At 48.8% G+C, this 25697-nt stretch carries 22 protein-coding genes; all 22 read left to right on the forward strand.

Going from position 1 to position 25697, the window contains the following annotated elements:
* Positions 1 to 62 precede the first annotated feature (62 nt).
* The 22 genes from NFR98_RS00605 (at position 63) to NFR98_RS00710 (ending at position 25498) form a co-directional block, all read left to right on the forward strand.
* Complete coding sequence (locus NFR98_RS00605) at positions 63 to 1733, forward strand: ribonuclease J (RefSeq protein ID WP_251459514.1); 1671 nt, start codon at positions 63 to 65, stop codon at positions 1731 to 1733.
* A 213-nt stretch (positions 1734 to 1946) separates the two neighbouring features.
* The gene (locus tag NFR98_RS00610) at positions 1947 to 2684 is read left to right on the forward strand and encodes a ClpP family protease (RefSeq protein ID WP_014098516.1); all 738 of its coding nucleotides are present in this window, start codon (positions 1947 to 1949) and stop codon (positions 2682 to 2684) included.
* Positions 2681 to 2896 (forward strand): YlzJ-like family protein, encoded by a 216-nt coding sequence (locus tag NFR98_RS00615; RefSeq protein WP_014098515.1) that lies wholly within the window; start codon positions 2681 to 2683, stop codon positions 2894 to 2896. Before NFR98_RS00610 ends, NFR98_RS00615 begins: the two co-directional genes overlap by 4 nt.
* A 121-nt stretch (positions 2897 to 3017) precedes the next feature.
* Complete coding sequence (locus NFR98_RS00620; protein WP_251459516.1) at positions 3018 to 5369, forward strand: DNA translocase FtsK; 2352 nt, start codon at positions 3018 to 3020, stop codon at positions 5367 to 5369.
* Between the two features lie 196 nt (positions 5370 to 5565).
* A complete protein-coding gene (locus NFR98_RS00625; protein ID WP_014098513.1) occupies positions 5566 to 6630 on the forward strand; it encodes a BMP family lipoprotein in 1065 nt (354 codons plus the stop codon).
* A 163-nt stretch (positions 6631 to 6793) separates the two neighbouring features.
* A complete protein-coding gene (locus NFR98_RS00630) occupies positions 6794 to 8329 on the forward strand; it encodes an ABC transporter ATP-binding protein (RefSeq protein WP_014098512.1) in 1536 nt (511 codons plus the stop codon).
* The gene (locus NFR98_RS00635) at positions 8322 to 9365 is read left to right on the forward strand and encodes an ABC transporter permease (protein ID WP_061087331.1); all 1044 of its coding nucleotides are present in this window, start codon (positions 8322 to 8324) and stop codon (positions 9363 to 9365) included. Before NFR98_RS00630 ends, NFR98_RS00635 begins: the two co-directional genes overlap by 8 nt.
* A gap of 1 nt (position 9366) precedes the next feature.
* Positions 9367 to 10326 (forward strand): ABC transporter permease, encoded by a 960-nt coding sequence (locus tag NFR98_RS00640; RefSeq protein WP_035185109.1) that lies wholly within the window; start codon positions 9367 to 9369, stop codon positions 10324 to 10326.
* 183 nt (positions 10327 to 10509) lie between these two features.
* Positions 10510 to 11784 carry an EF-P 5-aminopentanol modification-associated protein YfmF gene (gene yfmF / locus NFR98_RS00645; RefSeq protein ID WP_014098509.1) on the forward strand — a complete coding sequence of 425 codons (1275 nt, stop codon included), beginning with the start codon at positions 10510 to 10512 and terminating at the stop codon, positions 11782 to 11784.
* Positions 11785 to 13071, forward strand: coding sequence for an EF-P 5-aminopentanol modification-associated protein YfmH (gene yfmH / locus NFR98_RS00650; RefSeq protein ID WP_251459518.1), 1287 nt, complete (start codon positions 11785 to 11787; stop codon positions 13069 to 13071).
* A gap of 37 nt (positions 13072 to 13108) precedes the next feature.
* Positions 13109 to 13831, forward strand: a complete 723-nt coding sequence (ymfI, locus tag NFR98_RS00655; protein WP_017551554.1) for an elongation factor P 5-aminopentanone reductase — start codon at positions 13109 to 13111, stop codon at positions 13829 to 13831.
* 183 nt (positions 13832 to 14014) lie between these two features.
* The gene (locus NFR98_RS00660; protein WP_013859159.1) at positions 14015 to 14275 is read left to right on the forward strand and encodes a DUF3243 domain-containing protein; all 261 of its coding nucleotides are present in this window, start codon (positions 14015 to 14017) and stop codon (positions 14273 to 14275) included.
* A 197-nt stretch (positions 14276 to 14472) separates the two neighbouring features.
* On the forward strand, positions 14473 to 15264 hold the full coding sequence (locus tag NFR98_RS00665; protein ID WP_014098506.1) for a DUF3388 domain-containing protein: 792 nt from the start codon (positions 14473 to 14475) through the stop codon (positions 15262 to 15264).
* Between the two features lie 16 nt (positions 15265 to 15280).
* A complete protein-coding gene (locus tag NFR98_RS00670; protein WP_017551555.1) occupies positions 15281 to 16186 on the forward strand; it encodes a helix-turn-helix domain-containing protein in 906 nt (301 codons plus the stop codon).
* Positions 16187 to 16242: 56 nt separating this feature from the next.
* Complete coding sequence (gene pgsA, locus NFR98_RS00675; RefSeq protein WP_046720784.1) at positions 16243 to 16821, forward strand: CDP-diacylglycerol--glycerol-3-phosphate 3-phosphatidyltransferase; 579 nt, start codon at positions 16243 to 16245, stop codon at positions 16819 to 16821.
* 159 nt (positions 16822 to 16980) lie between these two features.
* Positions 16981 to 18213 (forward strand): competence/damage-inducible protein A, encoded by a 1233-nt coding sequence (locus NFR98_RS00680; protein ID WP_251459520.1) that lies wholly within the window; start codon positions 16981 to 16983, stop codon positions 18211 to 18213.
* A gap of 267 nt (positions 18214 to 18480) precedes the next feature.
* Entirely contained in the window at positions 18481 to 19548 is a 1068-nt protein-coding gene (gene recA / locus NFR98_RS00685; RefSeq protein ID WP_014098502.1) for a recombinase RecA, read from the forward strand.
* A gap of 482 nt (positions 19549 to 20030) precedes the next feature.
* Positions 20031 to 21593 (forward strand): ribonuclease Y, encoded by a 1563-nt coding sequence (rny, locus tag NFR98_RS00690; protein WP_014098501.1) that lies wholly within the window; start codon positions 20031 to 20033, stop codon positions 21591 to 21593.
* An 86-nt stretch (positions 21594 to 21679) separates the two neighbouring features.
* Positions 21680 to 22480, forward strand: a complete 801-nt coding sequence (locus NFR98_RS00695) for a TIGR00282 family metallophosphoesterase (protein WP_014098500.1) — start codon at positions 21680 to 21682, stop codon at positions 22478 to 22480.
* A 374-nt stretch (positions 22481 to 22854) separates the two neighbouring features.
* Positions 22855 to 23115: a stage V sporulation protein SpoVS gene (gene spoVS, locus NFR98_RS00700; RefSeq protein ID WP_014098499.1), complete on the forward strand. Its 261-nt coding sequence runs from the start codon at positions 22855 to 22857 to the stop codon at positions 23113 to 23115.
* Between the two features lie 189 nt (positions 23116 to 23304).
* Positions 23305 to 24216: a peptidase U32 family protein gene (locus tag NFR98_RS00705; protein ID WP_014098498.1), complete on the forward strand. Its 912-nt coding sequence runs from the start codon at positions 23305 to 23307 to the stop codon at positions 24214 to 24216.
* 10 nt (positions 24217 to 24226) lie between these two features.
* The gene (locus NFR98_RS00710) at positions 24227 to 25498 is read left to right on the forward strand and encodes a peptidase U32 family protein (protein ID WP_014098497.1); all 1272 of its coding nucleotides are present in this window, start codon (positions 24227 to 24229) and stop codon (positions 25496 to 25498) included.
* The last annotated feature ends 199 nt before the right edge of the window (positions 25499 to 25697 follow it).

Raw genomic sequence — 25697 nt, forward strand, 5'->3', positions numbered from 1 at the left:
TCTATCAAAAAGAAACGTGATTCCTGCTCTAGAATTTCAGACAACACGGGAGGAAAAGAATTTTGCGTAAGGAAAAAAACGAAACCATTAAGGTCATTCCTTTAGGAGGAATTGGTGAAATCGGAAAGAATATGTACGTGGTGGAAACCGGAGAGGATCTGTTTGTGCTCGATGCCGGGCTGATGCTACCGGAAGACGAAATGCTCGGGATCGATATCGTCATCCCGGATTTTACTTATTTAATGGAAAACAGGCAGCGGATAAAAGGGATTTTCCTGACACACGGGCATGAGGACGCGATTGGCGCCCTGCCGTATATCCTGATGAAACTGAACGTGCCGGTGTATGCCACAAAGTTTACCGTCGCGCTGGCGAAAGAAAAATTGAAGGAATTAAAAGTGAAAAAGCATATCCGCTTTACGGAAATCAATGCCGACACGGTTCTCCATTTTGATGCTTGCGATATTCACTTTTTCAAAACAACGCATAGCATTCCCGACTCGGTCGGCATTTGCATTTCCACACCGAAAGGCAATATTGTGTATACCGGCGATTTTAAATTTGACCAGGAACTGGGCGGGCATTATCGTTCAGAAATCGGAAAAATGTCGAAAATCGGTGAAGAAGGCGTGCTCCTGTTACTATCCGACAGCACGGAAGCGGAACATCCAGGCTACACGACCCATGAGTCTGTTGTGGCGGAAGAAATAACGGATGCTTTCTACGATGCGAAGGGCCGGATTATTATCGCAAGCTTTGCCTCGAATTTAATCAGGGTGCAGCAAGTGCTCGATGCGGCTTCTGCTACCGGCCGCAAAGTTGCGTTTGTCGGAAATTATCTTGAAAAAATATATAAAATTGCATTAAAATTGGGATACTTGCAGGCTCGGACAGAGGATCTCATCATCCCGCTGCAACAAATTTCAAAATACCGGGACGAAGAACTGGCGATTTTGACAACAGGGAGCCAGGGGGAACCGTTTCTCGTCCTCCAGAAAATGGCGAAAAAGAACCATAAGCAGGTCAATATTCAAAAAGGGGATACGGTTATCCTTGCCACAACGCCGTCTCCGGGGCTGGAACTGTTCATGGCGAAAACGATCGACATGCTGTACCGTGCAGGAGCCGATGTTTACGCGGGCGACCGGAAAATTCATGTGACCGGCCACGGCTGCCAGGAAGATTTAAAGCTGATGCTTGATTTAATGAGGCCTAAATACTTTGTCCCGATCCAGGGGGAATACAGGAGCCTGTATGCCCATGCAAAACTGGCGTACAAAACGGGGATGCCGAAAGAGTCAGTCATCATCTCCAGCAACGGGGAAGTATTGGAATACAAGCACGGCAAATTCCAAGCGAGCAGCCGGGTTGCTTCCGGCAATATTCTCATTGACGGAATCGGCGTTGGCGATGTCGGCAATATTGTATTGCGGGATCGAAAACTTTTAAGCCAGGACGGGATATTGGTTGTCGTCGTCACGCTTGATAAAAAGCATAAAAAACTGGCTGCTGGCCCTGAAATTATCTCGCGCGGGTTCGTCTATGTACGCGAATCCGAAAAGCTGATCAGCCATTCGTCCAACATCGTAAAAGAAGTGGTGGAGCAGAACACGTCACAGGAAGCTTTTGACTGGACGAGTATTAAACAGGGGATCCGCGACCATCTCAGCTCCTTTTTATATGAGCAGACGAAAAGGCGCCCGATGATCCTGCCAATTATTATGGAAGTTTGATGCTTAAACGACAGAGGGCGGGGCGGGGGTTCCCGCGTGCCCGCGCTCATTGCGGCACAAGGCCCGCCTGGTGCACCATTAAAAATGCAAAGCAAAGCCCCGCTTCCGGTTCCGGAAACCGCGGGGCTTCCGTATGAAAACCCCTTCCATGCAAATAATAAGGCGTAAAGGCGTCACGCCCTTACATTACAGGCAAAAAGGGGTTTTAGAAAAATGAGCGACCAGCAACCGAATAAAGAAGAACCGAAAGAAGGAAATGCGGCATCCGCGCTTGTAGAGAAAATCCAGCAGCTCGGCCAGACAAATGTGCCGCAGCTCGGGCAGGACTCCAATATCCACTGCCTGGCCATCGTCGGCCAGATTGAAGGACATCTGCAGCTGCCGCCCCAAAATAAAACGACAAAGTATGAGCATATGATCCCCCAGCTTGTGGCGATTGAACAAAATCCGAAAATTGAAGGGGTGCTCGTCATTCTGAACACGGTCGGAGGGGACGTGGAGGCCGGGCTTGCCATTTCCGAAATGCTTGCTTCCCTTTCCAAACCCACTGTTTCGATTGTGCTCGGCGGGGGGCATTCCATCGGCGTGCCGATCGCTGTATCCTGTTCGTATTCCTTTATTGCTGAAACCGCGACGATGACGATTCATCCGATCCGGCTCACAGGCCTTGTCATTGGCGTCCCGCAAACGTTTGAATATCTGGATAAAATGCAGGAACGGGTGATCAAGTTTGTGACGCGGCATTCGCATGTGGAAGAAGAGGTTTTTAAAGACTTAATGTTTGCGAAAGGGAATTTGACAAGGGATATCGGCACCAATATTGTCGGTCAGGAAGCCGTCCAGTACGGTTTGATTGATGAAGTGGGCGGGATTGGCAAAGCGCTTGGCAAATTAAACAGCCTCATTGAAAAATACCGGGATGAAAAAGGGAAAGAGGGGCTGATCCAATGATTCTCTATACGATGATGCCGCAGGAGCTGATTTTTCCTGAAGATGCAAACGCCTGGAATAAAATTAAAATGTTAAACGTAAAAGGCGTGCCGGTACTGGCAGAGCAGCTTGATGAAGGGTACCGGATTACCCGCATTCTCAGCTCCAATCCTTTCGACTATCTGAATCCGGAGCTTGCACCCGGAAATGTGATCCGCCATTTCGGACCGTAAACCACCCGGGCCGCAAATATGCTATAATATGTTAAAACAAGCAGCCACACAGGCTGCTTTCTTGCATCCCGTTCCGGCAGGCAAGACTGAAAAATACGTTTTCACTATCGAAGGTGGTTATATGGCGAAAAAAAAGCGGCGCAGAAGAAAAAAAGCTGCTGAAAAAATCAAGATAGATTTAAAGTTTGAGCTGCTCGGTATCATCCTGCTTACGCTCGGCATTTTTACCCTTTACCATATCGGCAAAACGGGCACAACCCTGATTCTGTTCTTCCGGTTTTTCTTCGGCCGGCTGTACTGGGTTGCGGTTGCCTCTCTGGTCGTGCTCAGCGTTTTTCTCATGATTAAACGGGCATGGCCTGCATTTTTCACTGTCCGCATGACCGGTTTTTATTTATTATTTGCGAGCGCCCTCCTATACTGCCATGAGCGGCTTATCGGGTCATTGGCAAATGCGCATGAACTGTCCGGCAACAGCGCGGTCGAAAATACGATCAGGATCTGGCATCAGGAAGAGCAGATCTGGTGGAAGCTTGTGCTCGGCGGGGATGTGCACGGCAATATTTTCAGTACGCAGATCGGCGGCGGCATGGCAGGTGCAATTTTGTATGCGGCCTCCCATTTTTTATTTGACTCGGCGGGTACGAAAATCATTTGCGTTTTACTCGCGCTCATCGCTCTGATGCTTTTAACGGGCAAGCCTGTAAGCCCGTATGTGGAAAAGGCATTGGAAGGGCTCTGGCTGTTTTTAAAAAAGCAATGGAACCAGATGAAAACAGAGTTCCAGGCATGGCGGGAAGCCAAAAAAGAAAAACAGGAAAAGAAACGGCAGAAAGCGCCGTCGCAGCCGCAATCCGCCTCCGCAGACGGGGAAGTCAGCGACGGGGATGCCGGACCGGCAGGCGAGGAAACGCCTCCCCCGATTATTTCCAGCTTTACGGAGCAGTATGCCGGCACGGCTCCGCAAGCGGAAGAAGCGCAGCCGGAAACGCCGGATACAGAAGCGGAAGAGGACCATACGCCTCCGATCCAGTTTACGGAATATGAAAATGAAGACTATCAATTGCCGCCCCTGACGCTGTTAAATAGGCCGCGGGCAGCGGACCAGAGCAGCGAATATAAAGCAATCCATGCCAATGCGGCAAAACTCGAACGGACTTTCCAAAGCTTCGGGGTTAAGGCGCGTGTAACACAGGTGCATTTAGGGCCTGCCGTTACAAAATACGAAGTGCACCCTGATGTCGGCGTGAAAGTCAGCAAGATTGTCAGTTTAAGTGACGACATTGCCCTTGCGCTGGCGGCGAAAGATATTCGGATGGAAGCGCCGATCCCGGGAAAATCAGCGATCGGCATCGAAGTCCCGAATAAGGAAATCGCGGTCGTATCGCTCAGGGAAGTGCTTGAAGGAAAGGAAAATAACCCGCAGGCAAAACTGCAGATCGGGCTGGGCCGGGATATTACAGGGCAGGCGGTACTCGCAGAGCTGAATAAAATGCCTCACCTGCTTGTGGCCGGCGCAACGGGGAGCGGGAAAAGCGTGTGCATTAACGGGATCATTACGAGCATCTTAATGCGCGCCAAACCGCATGAAGTGAAAATGATGATGATTGACCCGAAAATGGTCGAATTGAATGTTTATAACGGTGTCCCGCATTTGCTTGCACCGGTTGTGACCAATCCGAAAAAAGCTTCCCAGGCGCTGAAAAAAGTCGTGAATGAGATGGAGCGGAGGTATGAGCTTTTTTCCCATACCGGCACACGCAACATCGAAGGATACAACGATCATATTAAAAAAAGCAACATCGAAACAGGGGACAAGCAGCCGCTTTTGCCTTATATCGTTGTCATTATCGATGAGCTTGCCGATTTAATGATGGTGGCAAGCGGCGATGTGGAAGATTCCATTACGCGGCTGTCGCAAATGGCGCGGGCGGCAGGTATTCATCTGATTATTGCCACGCAACGGCCGTCTGTTGATGTCATTACCGGTGTCATTAAAGCGAACATCCCGTCAAGAATCGCTTTTGCCGTGTCTTCGGCGACTGACTCGAGAACGATTTTGGATACGGGTGGCGCGGAAAAACTGCTTGGCCGCGGGGACATGCTGTTTTTGCCGGTTGGGGCTTCCAAACCGGTACGCGTCCAGGGCGCTTATCTTTCCGATGAAGAAGTTGAAGAAGTCGTTGATTTCGTCATTTCCCAGCAAAAAGCACAGTACCAGGAAGAGATGATTCCGGAAGAGCCTCAGGACCAACCGGATTTCGACGATGAATTATATGATGAAGCGGTTCTCTTAATCTCGGAAATGCAGACCGCTTCCGTCTCCATGTTGCAGCGCCGTTTCCGGATTGGCTATACAAGGGCGGCGCGGCTGATTGATGCAATGGAGGCAAGAGGGGTTGTCGGGCCGTATGAAGGCAGCAAGCCGCGTGCGGTTTTAATCCCGAAACCTTCAGAAGAACAGAGCTCATAGCACGCCAAAGAAAAAACCTGCGCACACCTTAGCGGCCACAAAACGCCGCGGTGCGCGCAGGTTTTACTATTTTCGACAAAAATATAAATTTATGTTTCTTTCGCAATTAAAAAATGATATATTTATGTCGGTAAGCAGGATAATAGGCTGTTTCTAAAGACTGTTATCCAAAATAACTTTCCCGGGGGGAACAAAAGTGAAAAAACGTAAATTTGGTTTGGCTCTTGCCGCTGTCCTGGCAGCAGGGACGCTTCTCGGCGCATGCGGCACAAAGAGCGACAATTCCGCAAGCAAAGGTAAGGACAAGTTCACCGTTGCACTCGTAACCGATACGGGCGGAATTGACGATCGTTCTTTTAACCAGTCGGCATGGGAAGGCTTACAGCAGTTCGGGAAGGACAATCACTTATCAAAAGGTAAAGGCGGCTTTGACTATTTGCAATCCAAATCGGATGCAGATTACACAACAAATCTGAACACGGCCGTCCGGAACCAGTTTGACCTCGTTTACGGCGTCGGCTACAAGCTGAAGCCGGCCATTGAAAAAATTGCGGATCAGCGTAAAAATACCAATTTCGCAATCATTGACGATGTCATTACCGGAAAGAAAAATGTGGCAAGCATTACGTTTAAAGAACAAGAAGGTTCCTTCCTTGTCGGGGTCGTGGCAGGCCTGGCGACAAAAACAAATAAAATCGGATTTATCGGCGGGACAGACAGCGATTTGATCAACAAATTCGCAGCCGGGTTCCGTGCGGGCGTCAAAGCTGCCAATCCGAAAGCAAATGTGCAAATTCAATATGTCGGCTCGTTTGATGATGCAAGCAAAGGGCAGTCGATGGCTTCAGCAATGTATAAATCTGGCATCGACGTGATTTATCATGCAGCCGGTGGCAGCGGGAAAGGCGTCTTTACAGAAGCGAAAAATATAAAACAGAATGATCCGAACAAAAACGTCTGGGTGATCGGTGTGGACCGCGACCAGGCAGATGAAGGAAAGGTAACGGTTAAAGGAAAGGAATACAATGTGACACTGACTTCAATGGTCAAACGGGTTGATAAGGCAGTTATCGATTTATCGACCAGAGCGAAGGACGGCAAATTTCCGGGTGGGAAAAATATTGTTTACGGCTTGAAAGAAGATGCCATCGGGATTGCGCCGACACAGGACAATTTAACGCCTGAAATGAAATCGGCCGTGAAAGACTGGAAACAAAAGATCATTAACGGGAAAGTGAACATTCCGTCAAAATTGAAGTAATCGATCCATCTCACGGGACTGGTTTTTGCCGGTCCCGTGTTAAAAATGTTTAAAAAATGAAACAATTTCAGCCACAAAGGCAGGGCGGATTCCCCGAAGCTGCTGTCTAAAGACGCCATGACGATTGCTTTCTTTATACCCCAATGTTAAGGAGTGATAAAGGGTGGATTACGTAATTGAAATGCTCCATATTCGCAAAGAATTTCCGGGAATTGTTGCGAACGATGACATCACCCTGCAGGTAAAAAAAGGAGAAATCCACGCGCTGCTTGGAGAAAACGGCGCCGGAAAGTCGACGTTAATGAATGTGCTTTTCGGGCTGTATCAGCCGGAAAAGGGAGAAATCCGTGTAAACGGCCAGAAAGTGAACATTACAGATCCGAATGTCGCAAATGATCTCGGCATCGGCATGGTTCATCAGCATTTTATGCTCATTGATAAGTTTACGGTGACTGAAAATATTATCCTCGGCAAGGAACCGAAAAAATCCTTTACCATCGATATCAAAAAAGCGGAACAGCAAGTCCGGGAAATTTCCGACCGTTACGGGCTGGATGTGGATCCGCAAGCGAAAATTTCAGATATTTCCGTCGGTATGCAGCAGCGGGTGGAAATTTTAAAAACGCTGTACCGGGGCGCAGAAATCCTTATTTTTGACGAACCAACGGCTGTGCTTACGCCACAGGAGATCCATGAACTGATCGGCATCATGAAGACGCTGATCCAGGAAGGAAAATCCATCATTTTAATTACCCACAAATTGAAAGAAATTATGGAAGTATGCGACAGGGTTACCGTCATCCGCAAAGGGAAGGGCATCGGGACGCTCAATGTCCAAGATACAAACCCGCAGGAGCTCGCCCATTTAATGGTCGGGCGGGATGTCCTTTTCAAGACGGAAAAAACGGAGGGCCGCCCGGGACAAAATGTGCTTGAAATCGAGCAATTGCATGTGAAAGATTCACGCGGGGTGGAAGCGGTCAGAGGGCTGGATTTAACGGTCAGGGCCGGCGAAATTGTCGGTATTGCCGGTGTGGACGGTAACGGGCAATCAGAGCTGATTGAAGCGATTACAGGGCTCAGAAAAGCAGACAGCGGCACGGTCCGCCTGAACGGTAAAAACATTACGAACTTAAGGCCGCGCAAAGTAACGGAAGCGGGCGTCTCCCATATTCCCGAGGACAGGCATAAATACGGGCTTGTACTCGATTATACGATCGGGGAAAACATGGTGCTGCAAACGTATTACAAAAACCCAATGTCCCGTAACGGTATCTTAAATTACAAAGAAATTTATAAAAAGGCAAAATCGATTATTGCAGAATTCGATGTCCGTACCCCAAGCGAATTTACAAAAGCGCGGGCGCTCTCAGGGGGAAACCAGCAGAAAGCGATCATCGGGCGTGAAGTGGACCGCGATCCGGACCTTTTGATTGCGGCACAGCCGACCCGCGGGCTTGATGTCGGGGCAATTGAGTTTATCCACAGGCGGCTGATTGAACAGCGAGACCACGGAAAGGCTGTCCTGCTTGTATCGTTTGAACTGGATGAAATTATGAACTTAAGTGACCGGATTGCCGTCATCTACGAAGGAGCCATCATTGATATTGTCGATCCGAAGCAGACGACAGAACAGGAGCTCGGGCTCTTGATGGCCGGTTCCAAAAAAGAAAGGGAAGGTGAACAAACCAATGTCTAACCGAACATTGAACCTTCTGATCCCTGTCGTGTCTGTCATTCTCGGACTTTTGGCAGGCGCATTGATTATGCTTGTCAGCGGCTATAACCCGGTGGATGGATATATTGCACTCTGGAACGGCGCTTTCGGCCAGGCTTTTTACGTCGGCGAAACGCTGCGGCTTGCAACGCCTTATATTTTTGCGGGGCTTGCCATTGCCTTTGCGTTCCGGACCGGGCTGTTTAATATCGGGGCTGAAGGCCAGCTGATCGTCGGGTGGATTGCGGCTGTCTGGGTCGGCGTTGCTTTTGATCTGCCAAAAGTGATCCACTTGCCGCTCGCGATACTTGCCGCCTGCTGCGCCGGGGCATTTTGGGGATTCATTCCCGGCCTTTTGAAAGCGCGGCTCAGGGTGCACGAAGTGATTGTGACCATTATGATGAATTATATTGCGCTGCACACATCCAACTATTTAATCCGGAATGTGCTTTCAAAACAGCAGGATACGACACCGCATATTCATCATTCGGCATCGCTTTCGTCTCCGTTTTTTCAGAAGATTACTGACTTTTCCACTTTGCACAATGGCATTTACCTTGCTTTGGTTGCTGTTGTGGTGATGTGGTTTATCATTGAAAAGACCACGCTCGGCTTTGAACTGAAATCGGTCGGGTTTAACCAGAGCGCATCCGAATACGCTGGCATGAGTGTGAATCGCAGCATTATCCTTTCTATGGTCATCTCCGGCGCTTTTGCCGGGCTCGGCGGCGCAATGGAAGGGCTCGGGAATTACGGCTTTGCCTTTTTGCAATCTAACTTCTCCGGCATCGGGTTTGACGGTATTGCAGTGGCGCTGCTCGGCGGGAATACAGCGCCCGGCGTTTTGATCGCAGCTGTTTTATTCGGCGCTTTAAAAGTCGGCTCGCTGAACATGCCGGTCGATGCCAACGTGCCAAATGAGCTGGTCAACATTGTCATTGCTTTGATTATTCTTTTTGTCGCATCCGGCTATATCATCAAATGGTCCCTGGCCCGTTTGAAAAGGGAGGCGAAATAAAATGCATTTTATGACCGCTTTGGAAATCATTATTTCGGCGTCTTTACTATCTGCAGCACCGCTTATTTTTACTGCTTTGGGGGGCGTTTTCTCCGAACGTTCCGGCGTGGTGAACATCGGCCTTGAAGGGTTAATGATCATGGGGGCTTTTATATCGATTGTCTTTAATTTAACGTTTTCTCATGCCCTGGGCGCCTGGACGCCGTGGATCGCGGTGCTGGTGGCGATGCTTGTCGGCGGATTATTTGCCTTGATCCATGCGGCTGCATCCATTTCTTTCCGCGCCGACCAGACAGTCAGCGGCGTTGCGATTAACTTCCTTGCGCTCGGCGTCGCGATGTTTCTCATCAAAAACATTTACGGGAAAGGCCAGACCAATACGATCAGCGAATATTTCCAGCAGGTGGATGTTCCCGGCCTCAGCCATATTCCCGGGATCGGCAAACTGTTTTTCCAGGGGATTACATACCCTTCTTACATTGCCATCCTGATTGCGATTCTCGTCTGGTTTATCCTTTACAAAACGCCGTTCGGCCTACGCCTCCGTTCGGTCGGGGAACATCCGATGGCGGCCGATACGATGGGCATCAATGTTGTAAAAATGCGCTACTTTGCCGTCTTTTTATCCGGTGTATTCGGCGGAATCGGCGGGGCCGTGTACGCACAGTCGATCACCCTGAATTTCAGTTCTTCGACGATTTCAGGGCAAGGGTATATGGCGCTGGCTGCGATGATTTTCGGCAAATGGAATCCGCTCGGCGCGATGGGGGCCGCTTTATTTTTCGGATTTGCACAGAGCCTCAGCATCGTTGGCAACAGCATTCCGTATTTGAAAGAAATCCCGAGCGTTTATTTGCTCATTGCGCCGTATGTCCTGACCATTCTGGCACTCGCCGGATTCATCGGGCGTGCGGAAGCCCCGAAAGCAGACGGCGTCCCTTATATCAAGGGTGAACGCTAGGTTATTCCATCCGGCATCAGGCTGCTTTTCCCGCCTGGTGCCGGTTTCTTTATGTGCCGTAAAACTTGCCGGGACACCTGTCTCCCTTGTATAGTAAAATTAATGCATTTACAGGTTAAACAACCCCCTAGTCAGGCATACTTTTACTATTGGCACGAAGCTCGTTGAAAAAGGAGGATCCATATGGCCATTTCAAAAGAGACGGTTCGCAAAATGAAAGGGTACACACTACATACCATCAAAACGGACAAATACAAAACGAATACGCTTGTATGGAAAATGAAAGCACCGCTTGAAAAAGACACGGTTACGCTGCGGGCCCTGCTCCCGAATGTGCTTCAAAGCAGCACGAAGCGTTTGAATACGACCGCAAAATTAAGGGCGTATCTCGATGATTTGTACGGCGCTCATTTTTATGTCGATACGGCCAAAAAAGGGGAATACCATATTCTAACCTTTACGATTGAAATTGCGAACGAAAAGTTTTTGCAGGATGCAGAACCGCTGCTCCAACGGGGGGTTGAATTTTTGGCGGAAGTTTTGCTGAACCCGCATGCAGACGGCGGGCAGTTTGACAGCCAAACGGTGGAAAAGGAAAAACGGGTGCTGAAACAGCGGATCCAGTCTGTATACGATGATAAAATGCGGTATGCAAGCATGCGGCTGATTGAAGAAATGTGCAAAGGAGAGCCGTACGCACTGCAGGCAAACGGTGTTCTTGATGATGTGGACGCCATCACGCCTGCCGATCTTTATCAATATTATCAAAAAGCCATCCGGGAAGATGAACTGGACTTATTTGTGACAGGTGATGTCGATGAAGACCGGCTTGCGGCCATTTGCGAATGCCTGCGTTTTCCGGACCGCGAGCCGACACGCGCTGCCGCAAGAACGCTTCAAAAGGTCTCCAGCGTCAAAAAAATCAAAGAATCGCAGGATATCCGCCAGGGCAAGCTGAATATCGGCTACCGCACCAATATTACGTTCGGAGACAGCGATTATTTTCCGCTCCAGATGTTTAACGGCATTTTCGGCGGTTTTTCCCACTCCAAGCTTTTCCTGAATGTACGGGAGAAAGAAAGCCTTTGCTATTATGTCGCGAGCCAGATCGAGAGCCATAAAGGGCTCATGATGGTGATGAGCGGCATCGAATCCGCGAATTTTGACAAGGCCGTCTCCATTATTGAAAAACAGCTGGAAGCAATGAAAAACGGTGATTTCAGTGAGCAGGAAATCGGGCAAACGAAAGCCGTTATCCGCAACCAGCTGCTTGAGTCAACGGATACATCCCGCGGCCTCGTTGAAATTTTGTACCATAACGTCATTGCCGGCACCAAGACCGGCGTGGAAGACTGGATAAGGGAAATCAAGGCAGTCGGAAAAGGGGAGATTGTGAAAGTGGCGGCAAAAATTGAACCCGATACGATCTACTTCTTGTCCGGAATGGAGGGGAAATAAATGGAAACCCAACAATTTAGCCAGCTTGGCGAAACGCTTTACGGTGAAACACTTGATAACGGATTAAAAGTCTATGTGCTCCCGAAGCGCGGGTTTAACAAAACATTTGTCACGTTTACGACAAAATACGGTTCTGTTGACAATACGTTTGTCCCGCTTGGAAAAAGCGATTTTGTGCGGGTCCCGGACGGCATTGCCCATTTTCTCGAACATAAAATGTTTGAAAAAGAAGACGGGGATGTGTTTCAGCAATTTAGCCGGCAGGGCGCATCCGCCAATGCTTTTACAAGTTTTAACCGGACGGCCTACCTGTTTTCAAGCACCGATCAGGTGATGAAAAACCTGGAAACGCTGGTCGATATGGTGCAAACGCCATATTTTACCGCACAGACGGTTGAAAAAGAAAAGGGGATTATCGGCCAGGAAATCATGATGTACAATGACACCCCGGACTGGCGGCTGTATTACGGCCTGATTGAAAATTTATATGCAAATCACCCAGTAAAAATTGACATTGCCGGCACGGTTGACTCGATCGCAAAAATCACCGCGGAGCAATTGTACGAGTGTTACCATACATTTTATCATCCAAGCAATATGTTGCTGTTTGTCGTCGGAAATGTATCGCCGGATGAGGTTCTTTCTTTTATGAGAGAAAACCAGGCGAAGAAAAAGTACGAAAAAGCACCGGAGATTAAAAGACGTTTTCCGGAAGAACCGGCACAGGCGGCCGAAAAAGAGCAGAAATTGCATATGAATGTGCAGATTCCAAAATGCCTTGTTGGCGTTAAGGCACTTCATACGAGCCAGCGCGGCGCTGAAATGCAAAAGAACGAACTTGTGGTCAATGTTCTCCTTGACATGCTGTTCGGGCGCAGTTCAGATGCGTACAATGCGTTGTACAATGACGGCCTGATCGACACCAGTTTTTCTTTTGACTATTCCCAGGAGCAGGGATTTGGATTTGCGATGGCCGGAGGGGATACGAAAGATCCGGACCTTTTGGCAAAACGGCTGAAAGAGGTGATGATTGCGGCAAAAGAAGGAAAAGGTTTGGCGGAAGAAGCGCTTGAACGGACGAAAAAGAAAAAAATTGGGGGATTCCTGCGCCAGCTGAATTCACCTGAATTTATCGCCAACCAGTTTACAAGATATGCGTTTAATGATATGAATTTATTTGACGTCGTCCCTGCGCTTGAACAAATCCGGTTCAGTGATGTGCTGGAAACGGCGGAAGCTTTTTTTGAAGAAGAACGGTTTACCGTTTGCCAAGTTTTACCGAAATAACCCGGGACTCTCCCGGGTTTTTAAGTGGGGGAGAAAATTGAAAAAGTTTGCGTTGATTACGGGTGCGAGTGGCGGCATCGGGAAGGCAACAGCTGAAATGCTGGCAAAAGAAGGATGGAATTTGTATTTGCATTACCATCAAAATGAAGCGGCCATCAAAGAACTGCTTTCCATTTGCCGGCATTTCGGGGCGGAAGCGATCCCGATCCGCGCCGATCTTGCAACGGACGGCACCGTAAAAACGATTGCAGAAAATGTTTTTCATCTCGATGCGATCATCCATGCGGCCGGCATTTCCCACTACGGGCTGCTTTCGGATATCGATGAGGCAGCCATTGACAAGCTTTACCGGATTCATGTGAAGGCGCCGCTTCTGATCATCAGGCAGCTGTTGCCCAAATTGCGGCAAAATGCGGTTTCACACATTGTGCTTGTCAGTTCAATCTGGGGACAGGCAGGCGCGGCGTGCGAAGCCGTATATTCGGCGATGAAAGGCGCACAGATCGCATTTGTAAAAGCGCTCGCCAAAGAAACGGCAAGAAGCGGCGTACGGGTGAATGCGGTCGCGCCCGGGGCGGTTGGCACCAATATGCTTTCAAGGTTTGCGCCGGAAGAAATTTCGGATCTCGAAGCGGACATCCCGCTCGGCCGGCTTGCCAAACCGGAAGAAATTGCCGGCGCGGTTTCTTTCCTGCTCTCGGAAAAAAGCAATTACATCACCGGCCAGACGATTGGCGTCAATGGGGGCTGGTATATGTAGTCCCGCCTGGAGAAAGTTGCAAAGGAATCCTCTTTGTTTTTTCGCGGATTAACCAAAAAAGGGCAACAGCACACCGTTTTGCCCGGCTGGTGCCTTGAAAGAAGCACGGGTTCCATTTTCCATGCATAGCCTTCCACGCCGGGTCACAAACTAAGGTTGAACAACTTGAAAGGAGGCTGTGACATGAACGTATTCGAAAACTGGGACCAATGGAAAAACTTTTTGGGGGACCGCCTCAACCAGGCAAAGCAACAGGGGATGCCCCAGGAAACGATTAACAAACTTGCTGAGCAGGTCGGCGATTATTTGGCCGCACAAGTAGATCCGAAAAATGAACAGGAACGCGTTCTTGCTGACTTATGGTCAGTGGCATCGCAGGAAGAACAGCAAGCCATTGCCAATGTAATGGTAAAACTCGTTCAAAATAACGGTACCCAGTCATAAAGAAATACCGGCGCATCATGATAACAATTGGCTGCTTTTTTACAAGAAAAGCCGGTTGTTTGGCTGATGCCGCCGGTTTTTTCATGTCACGACAAAATTCACGATTTTTAGAGCTTTCGCTTCCTTATTGATGTAAAATCATATATCATATAACCTAGATATGTTCGTTTGGATCCGGATTTCGGGAGGGGTTATGGGTGGATGACAGGAAAGAGTGGTACTTGGAATATGAAATCACGATCAACCGGCCGGGGCTGTTGGGTGATATTTCCTCTCTCTTGGGCATGTTAGCGATCAATATCAGAAGCATTAACGGCGTTGACCATAAAAAACGAGGCTTGCTGCTGTTTGTCAAAAATGAAGAACAGATCGGCCGGCTCGAATCGATATTGCGAACAGTGGAAACGATAAAAGTAACGAAAATCAGGGAATCCAAGCTCAGGGACAGGCTTGCAGTCCGGCACGGAAGGTATATCCAGCGCGATCATGACGACCGGAAAACATTCCGCTTTGTGCGCGATGATCTCGGGATTCTGGTCGATTTTATGGCCGAGCATTTTAAACAGGAAGGCCATAAGCTGATTGGCATTCGCGGGATGCCGCGCGTCGGAAAAACAGAATCGATTGTGGCTGCAAGCGTGTGCGCCAATAAAAAGTGGATTTTTCTCTCCTCCACGATGATCAAACAGACGGTGAGAAGTAGTCTGATTGAGGATGAATACAATGCAAACAATATTTTTATCCTGGATGGCGTCGTATCCGCTGAGAGGGGAAACGAACGGCACTGGCAGCTGATCCGTGAAATCATGCGGCTTCCGGCTGTTAAAGTGGTGGAACACCCGGATATTTTCGTGCAGCGTTCGGAATACACGCTTGATGATTTTGATTACATTATTGAGTTGAGAGAAGACCCGTCACAGGAAATTACATATGACTTACTCCAGCAAAACCGGATGTTTCAAGGCGAATTTGGAGGATTTGATTACTAGATTGGCAGGTGTTACCATGACGGAATTAGGGAATCGTTTAAAAGAAGCAAGGAAAGAAAAGGGCATCAGCCTGGATGATTTGCAGGAGATGACCAAGATCCAAAAAAGATATTTGAAAAACATTGAAGAAGGAAATTATGATTCAATGCCTGGAAAATTTTACGTCCGGGCATTTATTAAGCAGTATGCCGAGGCAGTCGGGCTTGATCCGGAAACTTTATTTGAAGAGTACCAGAGCGACATCCCCCGTACGGAACAGGAAGAATTTCCCGAGCAACTTTCGCGGGTGCAGACGTCCTCCAAAAGGGCCGCACCGGATACCGTCAAGATGATGAACGTGCTGCCAAGGATCCTTGTGGTCGCCGCCATCATCGCGATTTTATTTTTGCTTTGGTTTGTCGTATATAAGTTTGCCGGTCACAACACAAAGGAAAAGTTAAACAGCGGGGCTTCCGGCGATGTGAGCGTACAAAAAGAAAACGTCAAATCGGCTGAAAAGGTGTCATCCGGCAAAAACACCGGCAGCTCTTCCGAAAAAAAGGCGGCGAAAACGTCAAAAAAACCGGCCTCGAAAACGAAGAAAACAGCCCAAAAACTGGAAACCGTATCTTCAAGCGGGTACACGACCACCTATAAACTGGCCGGCACCAACCAGTTCAAACTTGAACTGAAAGCAAACGGCGGACGGTCATGGGTACAGGTGAAAAACAGCGACGGTTCAACGAACTTTCAACAATTGCTGAATGACGGGGACAGCCGGACAGCGGATCTGTCAAAACAAAAACAAGTCACGATCACGGTCGGAAACACCGTCAATACGGAAGTGTATATCAATGGCAAAAAACTAAAATACAATATTCCGGCATCCAAAGAAGTACGCCAGGATATGATCGTCCAGTTTAACGGGTCACAAACGAAATAAGCCTTGTTTTAAGGCTTTTTCTTTGGAAAATATATAGACAGTTGGAGGAAAAGCCAGTGAATTTGCCGAATAAAATTACTGTATCACGTGTATGTTTAATCCCTGTTTTTTTACTCATCATGGCGGTGCCGTTCGATTGGGGCACCTTTGATTGGCTGGGAGCCAAAATTCCGGTCACCCATTTTGTCGGTGCGGTGATTTTTGCCATTGCCTCTATGACAGACTGGATCGACGGCCACTATGCCCGCAAATACAATCTCGTTACCAACTTCGGGAAATTTCTCGATCCGCTTGCGGACAAACTGCTTGTTTCAACGGCATTTATTTTGCTCGTCGGGCTCAAGCTGGCGCCGGCATGGATTGTTGTCGTAATCATTGCCCGCGAGTTTGCCGTGACAGGCTTGCGACTGATTTTAGCAGAGGGCGGGGAAGTAGCAGCAGCCAATATGCTTGGGAAAATCAAAACATGGACGCAAATCATTGCCATCCTTTTATTGCTGTTGCATAACTTCCCGTTTTCGGCGCTCTCTTTCCGCTTGGATCTGATCGCTTTGTGGGTAGCGCTCATCTTTACCATCTGGTCAGGCGCTGATTATTTCTATTTAAACCGGGGCGTATTTGCCCGCTCGAAATAACCATGCAGTGAAAGGCAACCTTTCACTGCTTTTTTGCCCGCCAGCGGGGCTACAGGGTTTCCGGAGAAAAAGGAAGCCATTGCTTCGGGTGGATTGGCGGCCTGGATTGCGCCGTCATGTGTTCGTTTTTTTGCTTTAAAAGAAAGGGAGGAATGGAAAGTGAATGCCGAAATTATTGCAGTCGGTTCGGAACTTTTGCTTGGCCAGATCACCAATACAAATGCCACATTTATTGCCGCACAATTGGCGGAAATCGGCGTAGATGTGTACTACCAGACCGTTGTCGGCGATAACGCAGAGCGGCTCGAAGCGGCAATCCGGACAGCGGAGGGCCGCGCCGATCTATTGATTTTTACTGGTGGGCTCGGTCCGACAAAGGATGATTTAACAAAAGAAACGATTGCATCGCATATCGGAAAAAAACTGGTGACAAACGAAGATGCCATGCGCTCCATCGAACAGTTTTTTATCCGTACAAAACGAAAAATGACGGAAAACAACAAAAAGCAGGCACTGGTCATCGAAGGTTCAAAAGTGTTTCCGAATGACCACGGTATGGCGCCGGGCATGCTGGCCAAAAGCGGAAACCATTATTATATGCTGCTGCCCGGCCCGCCGCATGAACTGGAACCGATGTTTATCCATTACGCCAGCCCCGCAATCCAGGAAGAACTGGAAACGATCGAAAAAATCGAATCGCGCGTTCTCCGCTTCTTCGGGATCGGCGAATCCCAGCTGGAAACAGAAATCCGCCATATATTGGATAGCCAAACCAATCCGACTGTCGCTCCGCTTGCGAAAGAAGGGGAAGTGACACTTAGGATTACGGCGAAACACCAGTCGGCGGAAACGGCGAACGAAATGATCGATCAAGTGGAAAAAGAGATTATGCAAATTGCCGGATCGTATTTTTACGGTTATAATGATATGACATTAATGGAGGCCCTGCTCGAAAAGCTTTCGAAAAAACAGCTGACGCTTGCCTGCGCGGAAAGTCTGACTGCCGGCAAATTTGCAGCGGAAATGGCGTCCATCCAGGGTGTCAGCACAATGTTGAAAGGCGGCGTTGTCGTCTATTCAAACGAAGCGAAGATGAAGCTTGCCAAAGTGAAAAAAGAAACGCTTGACAAGTACGGCGCCGTCAGCAGCCAGTGTGCAAAAGAACTGGCGGAAAATATCCGCAGCATTATGGATGCCGACATTGGCATCAGTTTTACAGGCGTGGCTGGCCCGGACTCCCTTGAAGGCCATCCGCCGGGAACCGTGTGGATCGGCATTGCGATAAAAGGGAAAGAAACTGCCACTTATCTGTTGGAACTTCCCGGATCCCGCAACAACATCCGCACGCGATCGGTGAAATACGGCTGCTGGCATTTGCTGAAACTGCTTTAGGTCGAAAGCCGCTTCTGCTCATGGCAAGTGACGGAAGCGGCCTTTTTATAAAAAAATTTGTTTGCCAAAAATTCAATTTTCGGCTCTTTTTGCCGGGGGAATTTTCATTTTTACAGGGGGAAAACCCCATTTTTTTGCCGGATTTTTGCAAAAAAGAGACGAATGAGCGTTCGAGATTTTGCTTGGCAAACAGAGAAAAAACGGGTATAGTATAGATATAGATTCATTGCTTTCGAGAGTTTGGAATGAATAAAAGGAGGAAATTTTGTGAATGATCGTCAAGAAGCCTTAGACAAGGCTCTGAAACAAATAGAAAAGCAATTTGGTAAGGGTTCCATTATGCGGTTGGGCGAGCAGACCGACCGGGTTGTCTCCACGATCCCGACCGGTTCGCTTGCGCTTGATATTGCCCTTGGTGTCGGTGGTTACCCGCGCGGCCGCGTCATTGAAATATACGGCCCTGAAAGTTCTGGTAAAACAACGGTTGCCCTGCATGCGATTGCGGAAGTCCAGGCACAGGGTGGACAAGCGGCGTTTATTGATGCGGAACATGCACTTGACCCGGTTTATGCCCAAAAGCTCGGTGTCAATATTGATGAGCTGCTCCTGTCCCAGCCGGATACGGGCGAACAGGCGCTGGAAATTGCGGAAGCGCTCGTCCGCAGCGGCGCAGTGGATATTGTGGTCGTTGACTCCGTTGCTGCGCTTGTGCCGAGAGCGGAAATTGAAGGGGAAATGGGCGATTCCCACGTCGGCCTCCAGGCACGGCTGATGTCCCAGGCGCTGCGGAAATTATCGGGTGCAATCAACAAATCGAACACGATTGCGATTTTCATTAACCAAATCCGGGAAAAAGTCGGCGTAATGTTCGGTAATCCTGAAGTCACACCGGGCGGCCGTGCGCTCAAATTCTACTCATCCGTGCGCCTTGAAGTGCGCCGTGCCGAACAGATCAAACAAGGGAGCGACATTGTCGGCAACAAAACGAAAATCAAGGTTGTCAAAAACAAAGTAGCGCCTCCGTTTAAAACGGCAGAAGTGGATATTATGTACGGCGAGGGGATCTCAAAAGAAGGCGAGATCGTCGATATGGGAAGCGACCTTGACATCATCCAAAAAAGCGGGGCCTGGTATGCTTATAACGGCGAGCGGCTCGGCCAGGGGCGTGAAAATGCGAAGCAATTTTTAAAGGAAAATGCGGATCTGAAAAACGAGATTGCCGCAAAAATCCGGGAACATTACGACCTGACAGAAGATGCCGGTTCCCATGAAACCGAGAAAGCTATAGATGAACAAGAAGCTGTGGAAGGACAGGAAGAATTAAATTTGGAGTAACCGGTGTATAAGCGCCTGAAATGCTGACCGCATCCAGGCGCTTTTTGCCGTCCATTTACCGCACTTTTTTGCGCCACAAAATCTGCATGGCGGAGAGGAATCAACACAAATTTACAATGGCAATCTTTCCGCTTCACTTGACAATAAAAATTCCCACCTTTAAAATTAATATGTATATTTTATTTTTCTAAAAATGACTTTCTCCTGTACGGAAAGCAAATCCTCCCGGAAGTTTCCGGAAGGGGGGCCGGTTTTTTCATCCGGCGGCTTTTCCGCATGCGGCTGATGGAACCATCCTTGTCTTCAGCCGGACCGGGACGAAACGCATGATTGGGTTTTCATGCATATACACCGGAGGGGCTTGCCCCGGGATCAACGTTTTACTTTTTAAGCCAGGCGCTGTATACTGTAAACCTAAGGATTAATGTAACAGCCGACATTTTTAACGTAGAAGAAGTTCATAGCAAGAGGAGGTGAGATTGATGGAGTCTCTCATATGGATCATCTCCCTTTTGCTTGTCCTTATCGTCGGTGTAGTTGTTGGCTATTTCATCCGGAGATCAATTTATGAAGCGAAAATTGCAGGGGCGAAAAATGCGGCAGATCAGATCGTTGATGAAGCAAAACGCGAAGCTGATCGCCTGAAAAAAGAAGCCCTGCTTGAAGCGAAGGATGAAAATCATAAACTTCGTACGGATATGGAACGGGAATTGCGTGAACGAAGAAATGAATTGCAAAGACAGGAAAACCGCTTATTGCAAAAGGAAGAGAACCTCGATCGCAAAGATGAATCGCTCGATAAGCGTGAATCGATGCTTGAAAAGAAAGAGGATTCTTTAAACCTGAGACAACAACATATTGAAGAGATGGAAAGCAAATTGGAGGAGATGGTTAACGAGCAGGAGTCTGAGCTGGAAAGAATCTCGGGCCTCAATCGCGAACAGGCGAAAGCCATCATTATTGAAAAACTGGAAAACGAGCTTTCCCATGACATTGCCGTTAAGGTAAAGGAAGCGGAAACAAGGGCAAAAGAAGAAGCCGATAAAAAGGCGAAAAGCATTCTTTCGCTGGCCATTCAGCGGTGTGCAGCCGAGCATGTTGCTGAAACAACGGTATCGGTTGTCAACCTGCCGAATGATGAAATGAAAGGCCGCATCATCGGAAGGGAAGGCCGCAATATCCGGACACTTGAAACGCTGACCGGGATTGACCTGATCATCGATGATACGCCGGAAGCGGTGATTCTTTCGGGATTCGATCCAGTGCGCCGGGAAACGGCACGCATTGCACTGGAAAAACTGGTTCAAGACGGCCGCATCCATCCGGCCCGCATTGAAGAAATGGTTGAAAAAGCAAGGCGGGAAGTGGATGAACATATACGCGAAGTGGGGGAACAAACCACTTTTGAAGTTGGTGTCCATGGCCTCCATCCGGACTTAATCAAAATTCTTGGCCGGTTAAAATTCCGCACGAGCTACGGGCAAAATGTCCTCAAGCACTCGATAGAAGTCGCATTCCTTTCCGGATTGCTGGCTGCCGAACTCGGGGAAGATGAAATCCTTGCCCGCCGTGCCGGTCTGCTTCATGATATCGGAAAAGCGGTAGACCATGAAGTAGAAGGAAGCCATGTGCAAATTGGCGTCGAACTCGCAACCAAATACAAAGAACATCCGGTGGTCATTAACAGTATTGCTTCTCACCATGGCGATACGGAACCGACCTCTGTTATCGCGGTGCTTGTCGCTGCCGCTGATGCTTTATCCGCTGCACGGCCTGGGGCGCGCAGCGAAACGCTTGAGCATTACATCAGACGGCTTGAAAAGCTGGAGGAAATCGCCGAATCGTATGACGGTGTTGAAAAATCGTTCGCGATCCAGGCGGGGAGAGAAGTACGCATTATGGTGAAACCGGAACAGATCGACGACCTGGAAGCTCATCGCCTGGCACGTGATATCCGCAAAAAAATTGAAAATGAGCTGGATTATCCGGGCCATATTAAAGTAACGGTTATTCGGGAAACGCGGGCTGTTGAATATGCAAAATAAGCGGTGACGTGTTCACCGCTTATTTTCTTTAACGTTTTGAAAAGAAAATAAAGATTGTTTTACAAAGCATAGAAAGGATTTATTGCATGAAGATTTTATTTATAGGGGATGTTGTAGGGTCATTAGGGCGTGAGATGGTGAATGAATATTTGCCGAAGTTAAAGGCGAAATACAGGCCGCATTTGACCATCGTAAACGGGGAAAATGCAGCCGGCGGGCGTGGGATTACCAAAAATATTTACCGCGGCCTGCTGGATGCAGGTGCGGATATCATCACGCTCGGAAACCATGCATGGGACAACAAAGAGATTTTCGACTTTATTGAGGATGCAAAATGGATGGTGCGCCCGGCCAATTTTCCGGACGGGACCCCGGGAAAAGGGATGGCGTTGATCAAAGCGGAAGGAACGGAGTTTGCAGTCATCAACCTGCAGGGCAGAACGTTTATGAACGCGCTCGATGACCCGTTCCGGAAAGCAGAAGAGATGGTGGCACTGGCAAGAAAAAGAACTCATTTTATCTTTGTTGATTTTCATGCCGAAACGACAAGCGAAAAGCAGGCGATGGGCTGGTTTCTCGACGGCAAAGTGTCTGCCGTGATCGGGACGCATACGCATGTGCAAACCGCGGATGCAAGAATTTTGCCAAACGGTACAGCCTATCTGACCGATGCCGGCATGACCGGGCCGTACGATGCCATTCTCGGCATGGACAAAGAAGCGGTAATGAAAAAATTCCTGACTTCGCTTCCTGTCCGTTTTGAAGTGCCGAAATCGGGAAGGAAAATATTAAGCGGATGCATCATCAGCCTTGATAAAAAAACAGGCAAAGCCGCAACGATCCAGAACATTTTAATTAATGAAGACCACCCGTTTATCTCTGAATAAACGGGTTTTTTCTTTTTCCGGATGGGTGCCGGGCAGGACAGCGCCTCTTTTTATGTACCGGTGCTTATGAAGGATGGCATAACTCGCAGAACAAAGGAATATAGTAGCAGTGAAATGATTTTTCCCGCTGTGCGGGGGGCAGCTCCCCGGAGTTTTTTTGAGCAAGAGACGTTCACGAAAGCCCGCACGACAAGCAGGAAAATCAGTAGCCTATATGCGGGGCGGCTGCCGGATTGTTTCGGACAGCCGCCCCGTTTCCAGCGAAGCCGGGAAAAGGCCGGGCTGGAAACGGGCAAGAGATACTTCACGTTCGAACATGAATCGTCACTCTGAACGGACATTCGGTTAACGGAAGGAGACAAGGAGGAGAAGGAATGGAAATATTAAAAGTTTCAGCAAAATCTAATCCTAATTCTGTAGCTGGTGCACTTGCCGGTGTTCTTCGTGAAAGAGGGGGGGCGGAAATCCAGGCGATCGGGGCGGGCGCCATTAATCAGGCTGTAAAAGCCGTTGCCATCGCAAGAGGGTTTGTGGCCCCGAGCGGTGTGGATTTAATTTGCATCCCGGCTTTCACGGATATTCAGATTGAAGGAGAAGAAAGAACCGCTATTAAACTCATCATTGAACCCCGCTGATATAGATTGAAAAGAAACGCTGTTTGCAGAAGCAGACAGCTTTTTTTTGTATGGAAAAAAGGTTTGCGGAAACTGTCATACTTTATCAGCAAAAAGAACCCGTCCACGTGATAAAGTAAAATCGTGGCGCGCTTTATCTTTGCGCCTTTTTTACTGCAGCCTGAAAAGTGGCTGAAGGAGGGGTGGAAGTTGATCCATATCATTGCTACTGCTGAATCGTCCGGGCAGGCTGAAGCGCTGATTGCGGCCGGAGTGGATACCCTCTATATCGGGGGGAACCGTTTCGGCTTGCGCATGCCCGGCCATATCACGCTTGAAGACATAGGCGACATTACAAAGTTTGCACACCGGCAGAATAGAAAAGTGTATACAGCCGTTAACGGATTGATGCATAACGGCCATATAGAGGCGCTTCCGGAATATTTGTTATCACTTGAAAAAGCGGGAGTGGATGCGATTACTGCCGGGGATCCGGGCGTGATACAGCTCTTAAAAGAAATGAAACTGAATCTGCCTTATATTTACGATGCACAGACGCTTGTCACATCGGCAAACCAGATAAAGTTCTGGCTCAAACGCGGGGCAATAGGGGCCGTGGCGGCGCGCGAATGTACTTTTATTGAATTAAAAGAGATACAGGCGCAAATCAAGCAACCCGTCGAGGTACAAGTATACGGCCCGACATGCATCCACCACTCGAAGCGCCGCTTGCTTTCGAATTACACCCAATTTGCGCATCTTAATGCCGGCACAACTGTCCGTGACAGGCTCAGCATCAGCGAGAAAAAAGACAGGGAAAATCAGTATCCGCTTTTTGAGGATGAAAATGGCACCCATATTTTTTCCGCAGAAGACATTGCGCTCATTCGGTATTTGCCGGATCTGCACAGGGCGGGGCTGGATACGTGGAAACTCGACGGCATTTTGGCCGAAGGGGAAACCTTTACGGATATTGCCGCCCTTTATGTCCGGGCAAAAGAAGCGGTGCTGTCCGGCACTTTTGATGCGGCGCGTTTTTCAGCTGAGCTTTTGCAATTGCAGCCGGAAACGCGGAAGCTTGGCACGGGGTTTTTCCTGCGGCAGCCGGATGAAGTACAGTAGGAGGGAGAATATGCGAAACATCATCAAAAAACCGGAAGTGCTTGCGCCGGCCGGAAATCTTGAAAAACTGGAAATCGCCGTCCGCTATGGCGCGGATGCCGTATATATTGGCGGACAGGCTTACGGCTTGCGTTCAAGAGCCGGCAATTTTACGTATGACGAAATGAAGGAAGGGGTCCGCTTTGCGCATGCCCGCGGCGCAAAAGTGTATGTAGCTGCAAATATGGTCGGCCATGAAGGCGATGATGAAGGGGCAGGGGATTTTTTCCGCACATTAAAGGAGATCGGGATTGACGCTGTCATCATCTCCGACCCGGGTTTTATCACCATTTGTATGGAAGAGGCGCCCGGCCTTGCCGTCCATTTGTCGACCCAGGCTTCTGCAACAAATTACAAAGCGCTTCAGTTCTGGGAGCAGGAAGGGGTCGAAAGGGTGGTCCTGGCCCGCGAAGTCAGCCTTGAAGAAATCCGCGAAATCCGGAAAAATACCGGTATGGAAATAGAGGCGTTTGTACAGGGGGCGATGTGCATTTCGTATTCCGGGCGTTGCGTACTGTCCAATCATATGGCGAACCGCGATGCAAACCGCGGCGGATGCGCCCAGTCATGCCGTTGGAAATATGACTTGTTTGAAAATGAAGGAGCCGACATCTTAACAGCTGGCGGCGAGCCGTTTTCCATGAGTGCGGTGGACCTTACGATGATCCATCACGTGCCGGAATTGATTGAAGCGGGTGTGGGAAGTTTTAAAATTGAAGGCAGAATGAAGTCGATCCACTATGTTTCGACTGTGGCGAATGTGTACCGGGCGATTGTCGATGCCTATTGTGAAGATCCGGACCATTTTGTTTTTGACCCGGCGTGGGAGGAAGAAATTTGGAAAGTGGCACAACGGGAACTGGCCACCGGTTTTTACTTTGGGGAACCGGATGCCCACCAGCAACTGTTCGGGCGCCCCCGCAAAATTCCGAAATATACTTTCGCTGCCCGTGTTTTGGATTACGATCCGGCTACAAAAATCGCCACGCTTGAACAGCGCAACCATTTTACGACAGGGGAAGAAGTGGAGTTTTACGGGCCGGGATTTGCCCGTTTCACCCAAACCATCCGCAAGCTTTGGGATGAAGACGGCAAGTGCATTGAACGTGCCCCGAATGCGATGATGACCGTGAAAACAATCGTCGACCATCCTGTAAAACCTTATGATTTGATGCGGATACGCAAAATGCCGGTGAGTACGGCACGCTTTTCAAACTTTCCTGGACAGGCTCCAAGTGAATGAAAATTTACCTCAAAACGGCGGGATACAAAAATACGTTCCCGCCGTTTTTGCATCCCCGGCTTTCGTCAATTTGCCTTCCAATGGTATGCAAAACAGGTGAAACTATGCAATATTGCATAAGAAACTTTCCGTTTTTCCCCCTACCCCTCCGAACTCCCGCGACTGCTTTTCCTGAATTCTGAGTTTTTCAAATCCTCCT

The organism is Weizmannia agrestimuris, assembly GCF_943193165.1.
GTDB classification, from domain to species: Bacteria; Bacillota; Bacilli; order Bacillales; family Bacillaceae_C; genus Weizmannia; species Weizmannia faecalis.

Coding starts and splice junctions, on each gene's coding strand:
- NFR98_RS00695 (WP_014098500.1), top strand. CDS start 21,680: ATGAAGATTTTATTTATAGGGGATGTTGTAGGGTCATTAGGGCGTGAG.
- yfmH (WP_251459518.1), top strand. CDS start 11,785: ATGGAAACCCAACAATTTAGCCAGCTTGGCGAAACGCTTTACGGTGAA.
- NFR98_RS00615 (WP_014098515.1), top strand. CDS start 2,681: ATGATTCTCTATACGATGATGCCGCAGGAGCTGATTTTTCCTGAAGAT.
- rny (WP_014098501.1), top strand. CDS start 20,031: ATGGAGTCTCTCATATGGATCATCTCCCTTTTGCTTGTCCTTATCGTC.
- NFR98_RS00670 (WP_017551555.1), top strand. CDS start 15,281: ATGACGGAATTAGGGAATCGTTTAAAAGAAGCAAGGAAAGAAAAGGGC.
- NFR98_RS00610 (WP_014098516.1), top strand. CDS start 1,947: ATGAGCGACCAGCAACCGAATAAAGAAGAACCGAAAGAAGGAAATGCG.
- NFR98_RS00660 (WP_013859159.1), top strand. CDS start 14,015: ATGAACGTATTCGAAAACTGGGACCAATGGAAAAACTTTTTGGGGGAC.
- spoVS (WP_014098499.1), top strand. CDS start 22,855: ATGGAAATATTAAAAGTTTCAGCAAAATCTAATCCTAATTCTGTAGCT.
- NFR98_RS00635 (WP_061087331.1), top strand. CDS start 8,322: ATGTCTAACCGAACATTGAACCTTCTGATCCCTGTCGTGTCTGTCATT.
- NFR98_RS00710 (WP_014098497.1), top strand. CDS start 24,227: ATGCGAAACATCATCAAAAAACCGGAAGTGCTTGCGCCGGCCGGAAAT.
- NFR98_RS00640 (WP_035185109.1), top strand. CDS start 9,367: ATGCATTTTATGACCGCTTTGGAAATCATTATTTCGGCGTCTTTACTA.
- NFR98_RS00620 (WP_251459516.1), top strand. CDS start 3,018: ATGGCGAAAAAAAAGCGGCGCAGAAGAAAAAAAGCTGCTGAAAAAATC.
- yfmF (WP_014098509.1), top strand. CDS start 10,510: ATGGCCATTTCAAAAGAGACGGTTCGCAAAATGAAAGGGTACACACTA.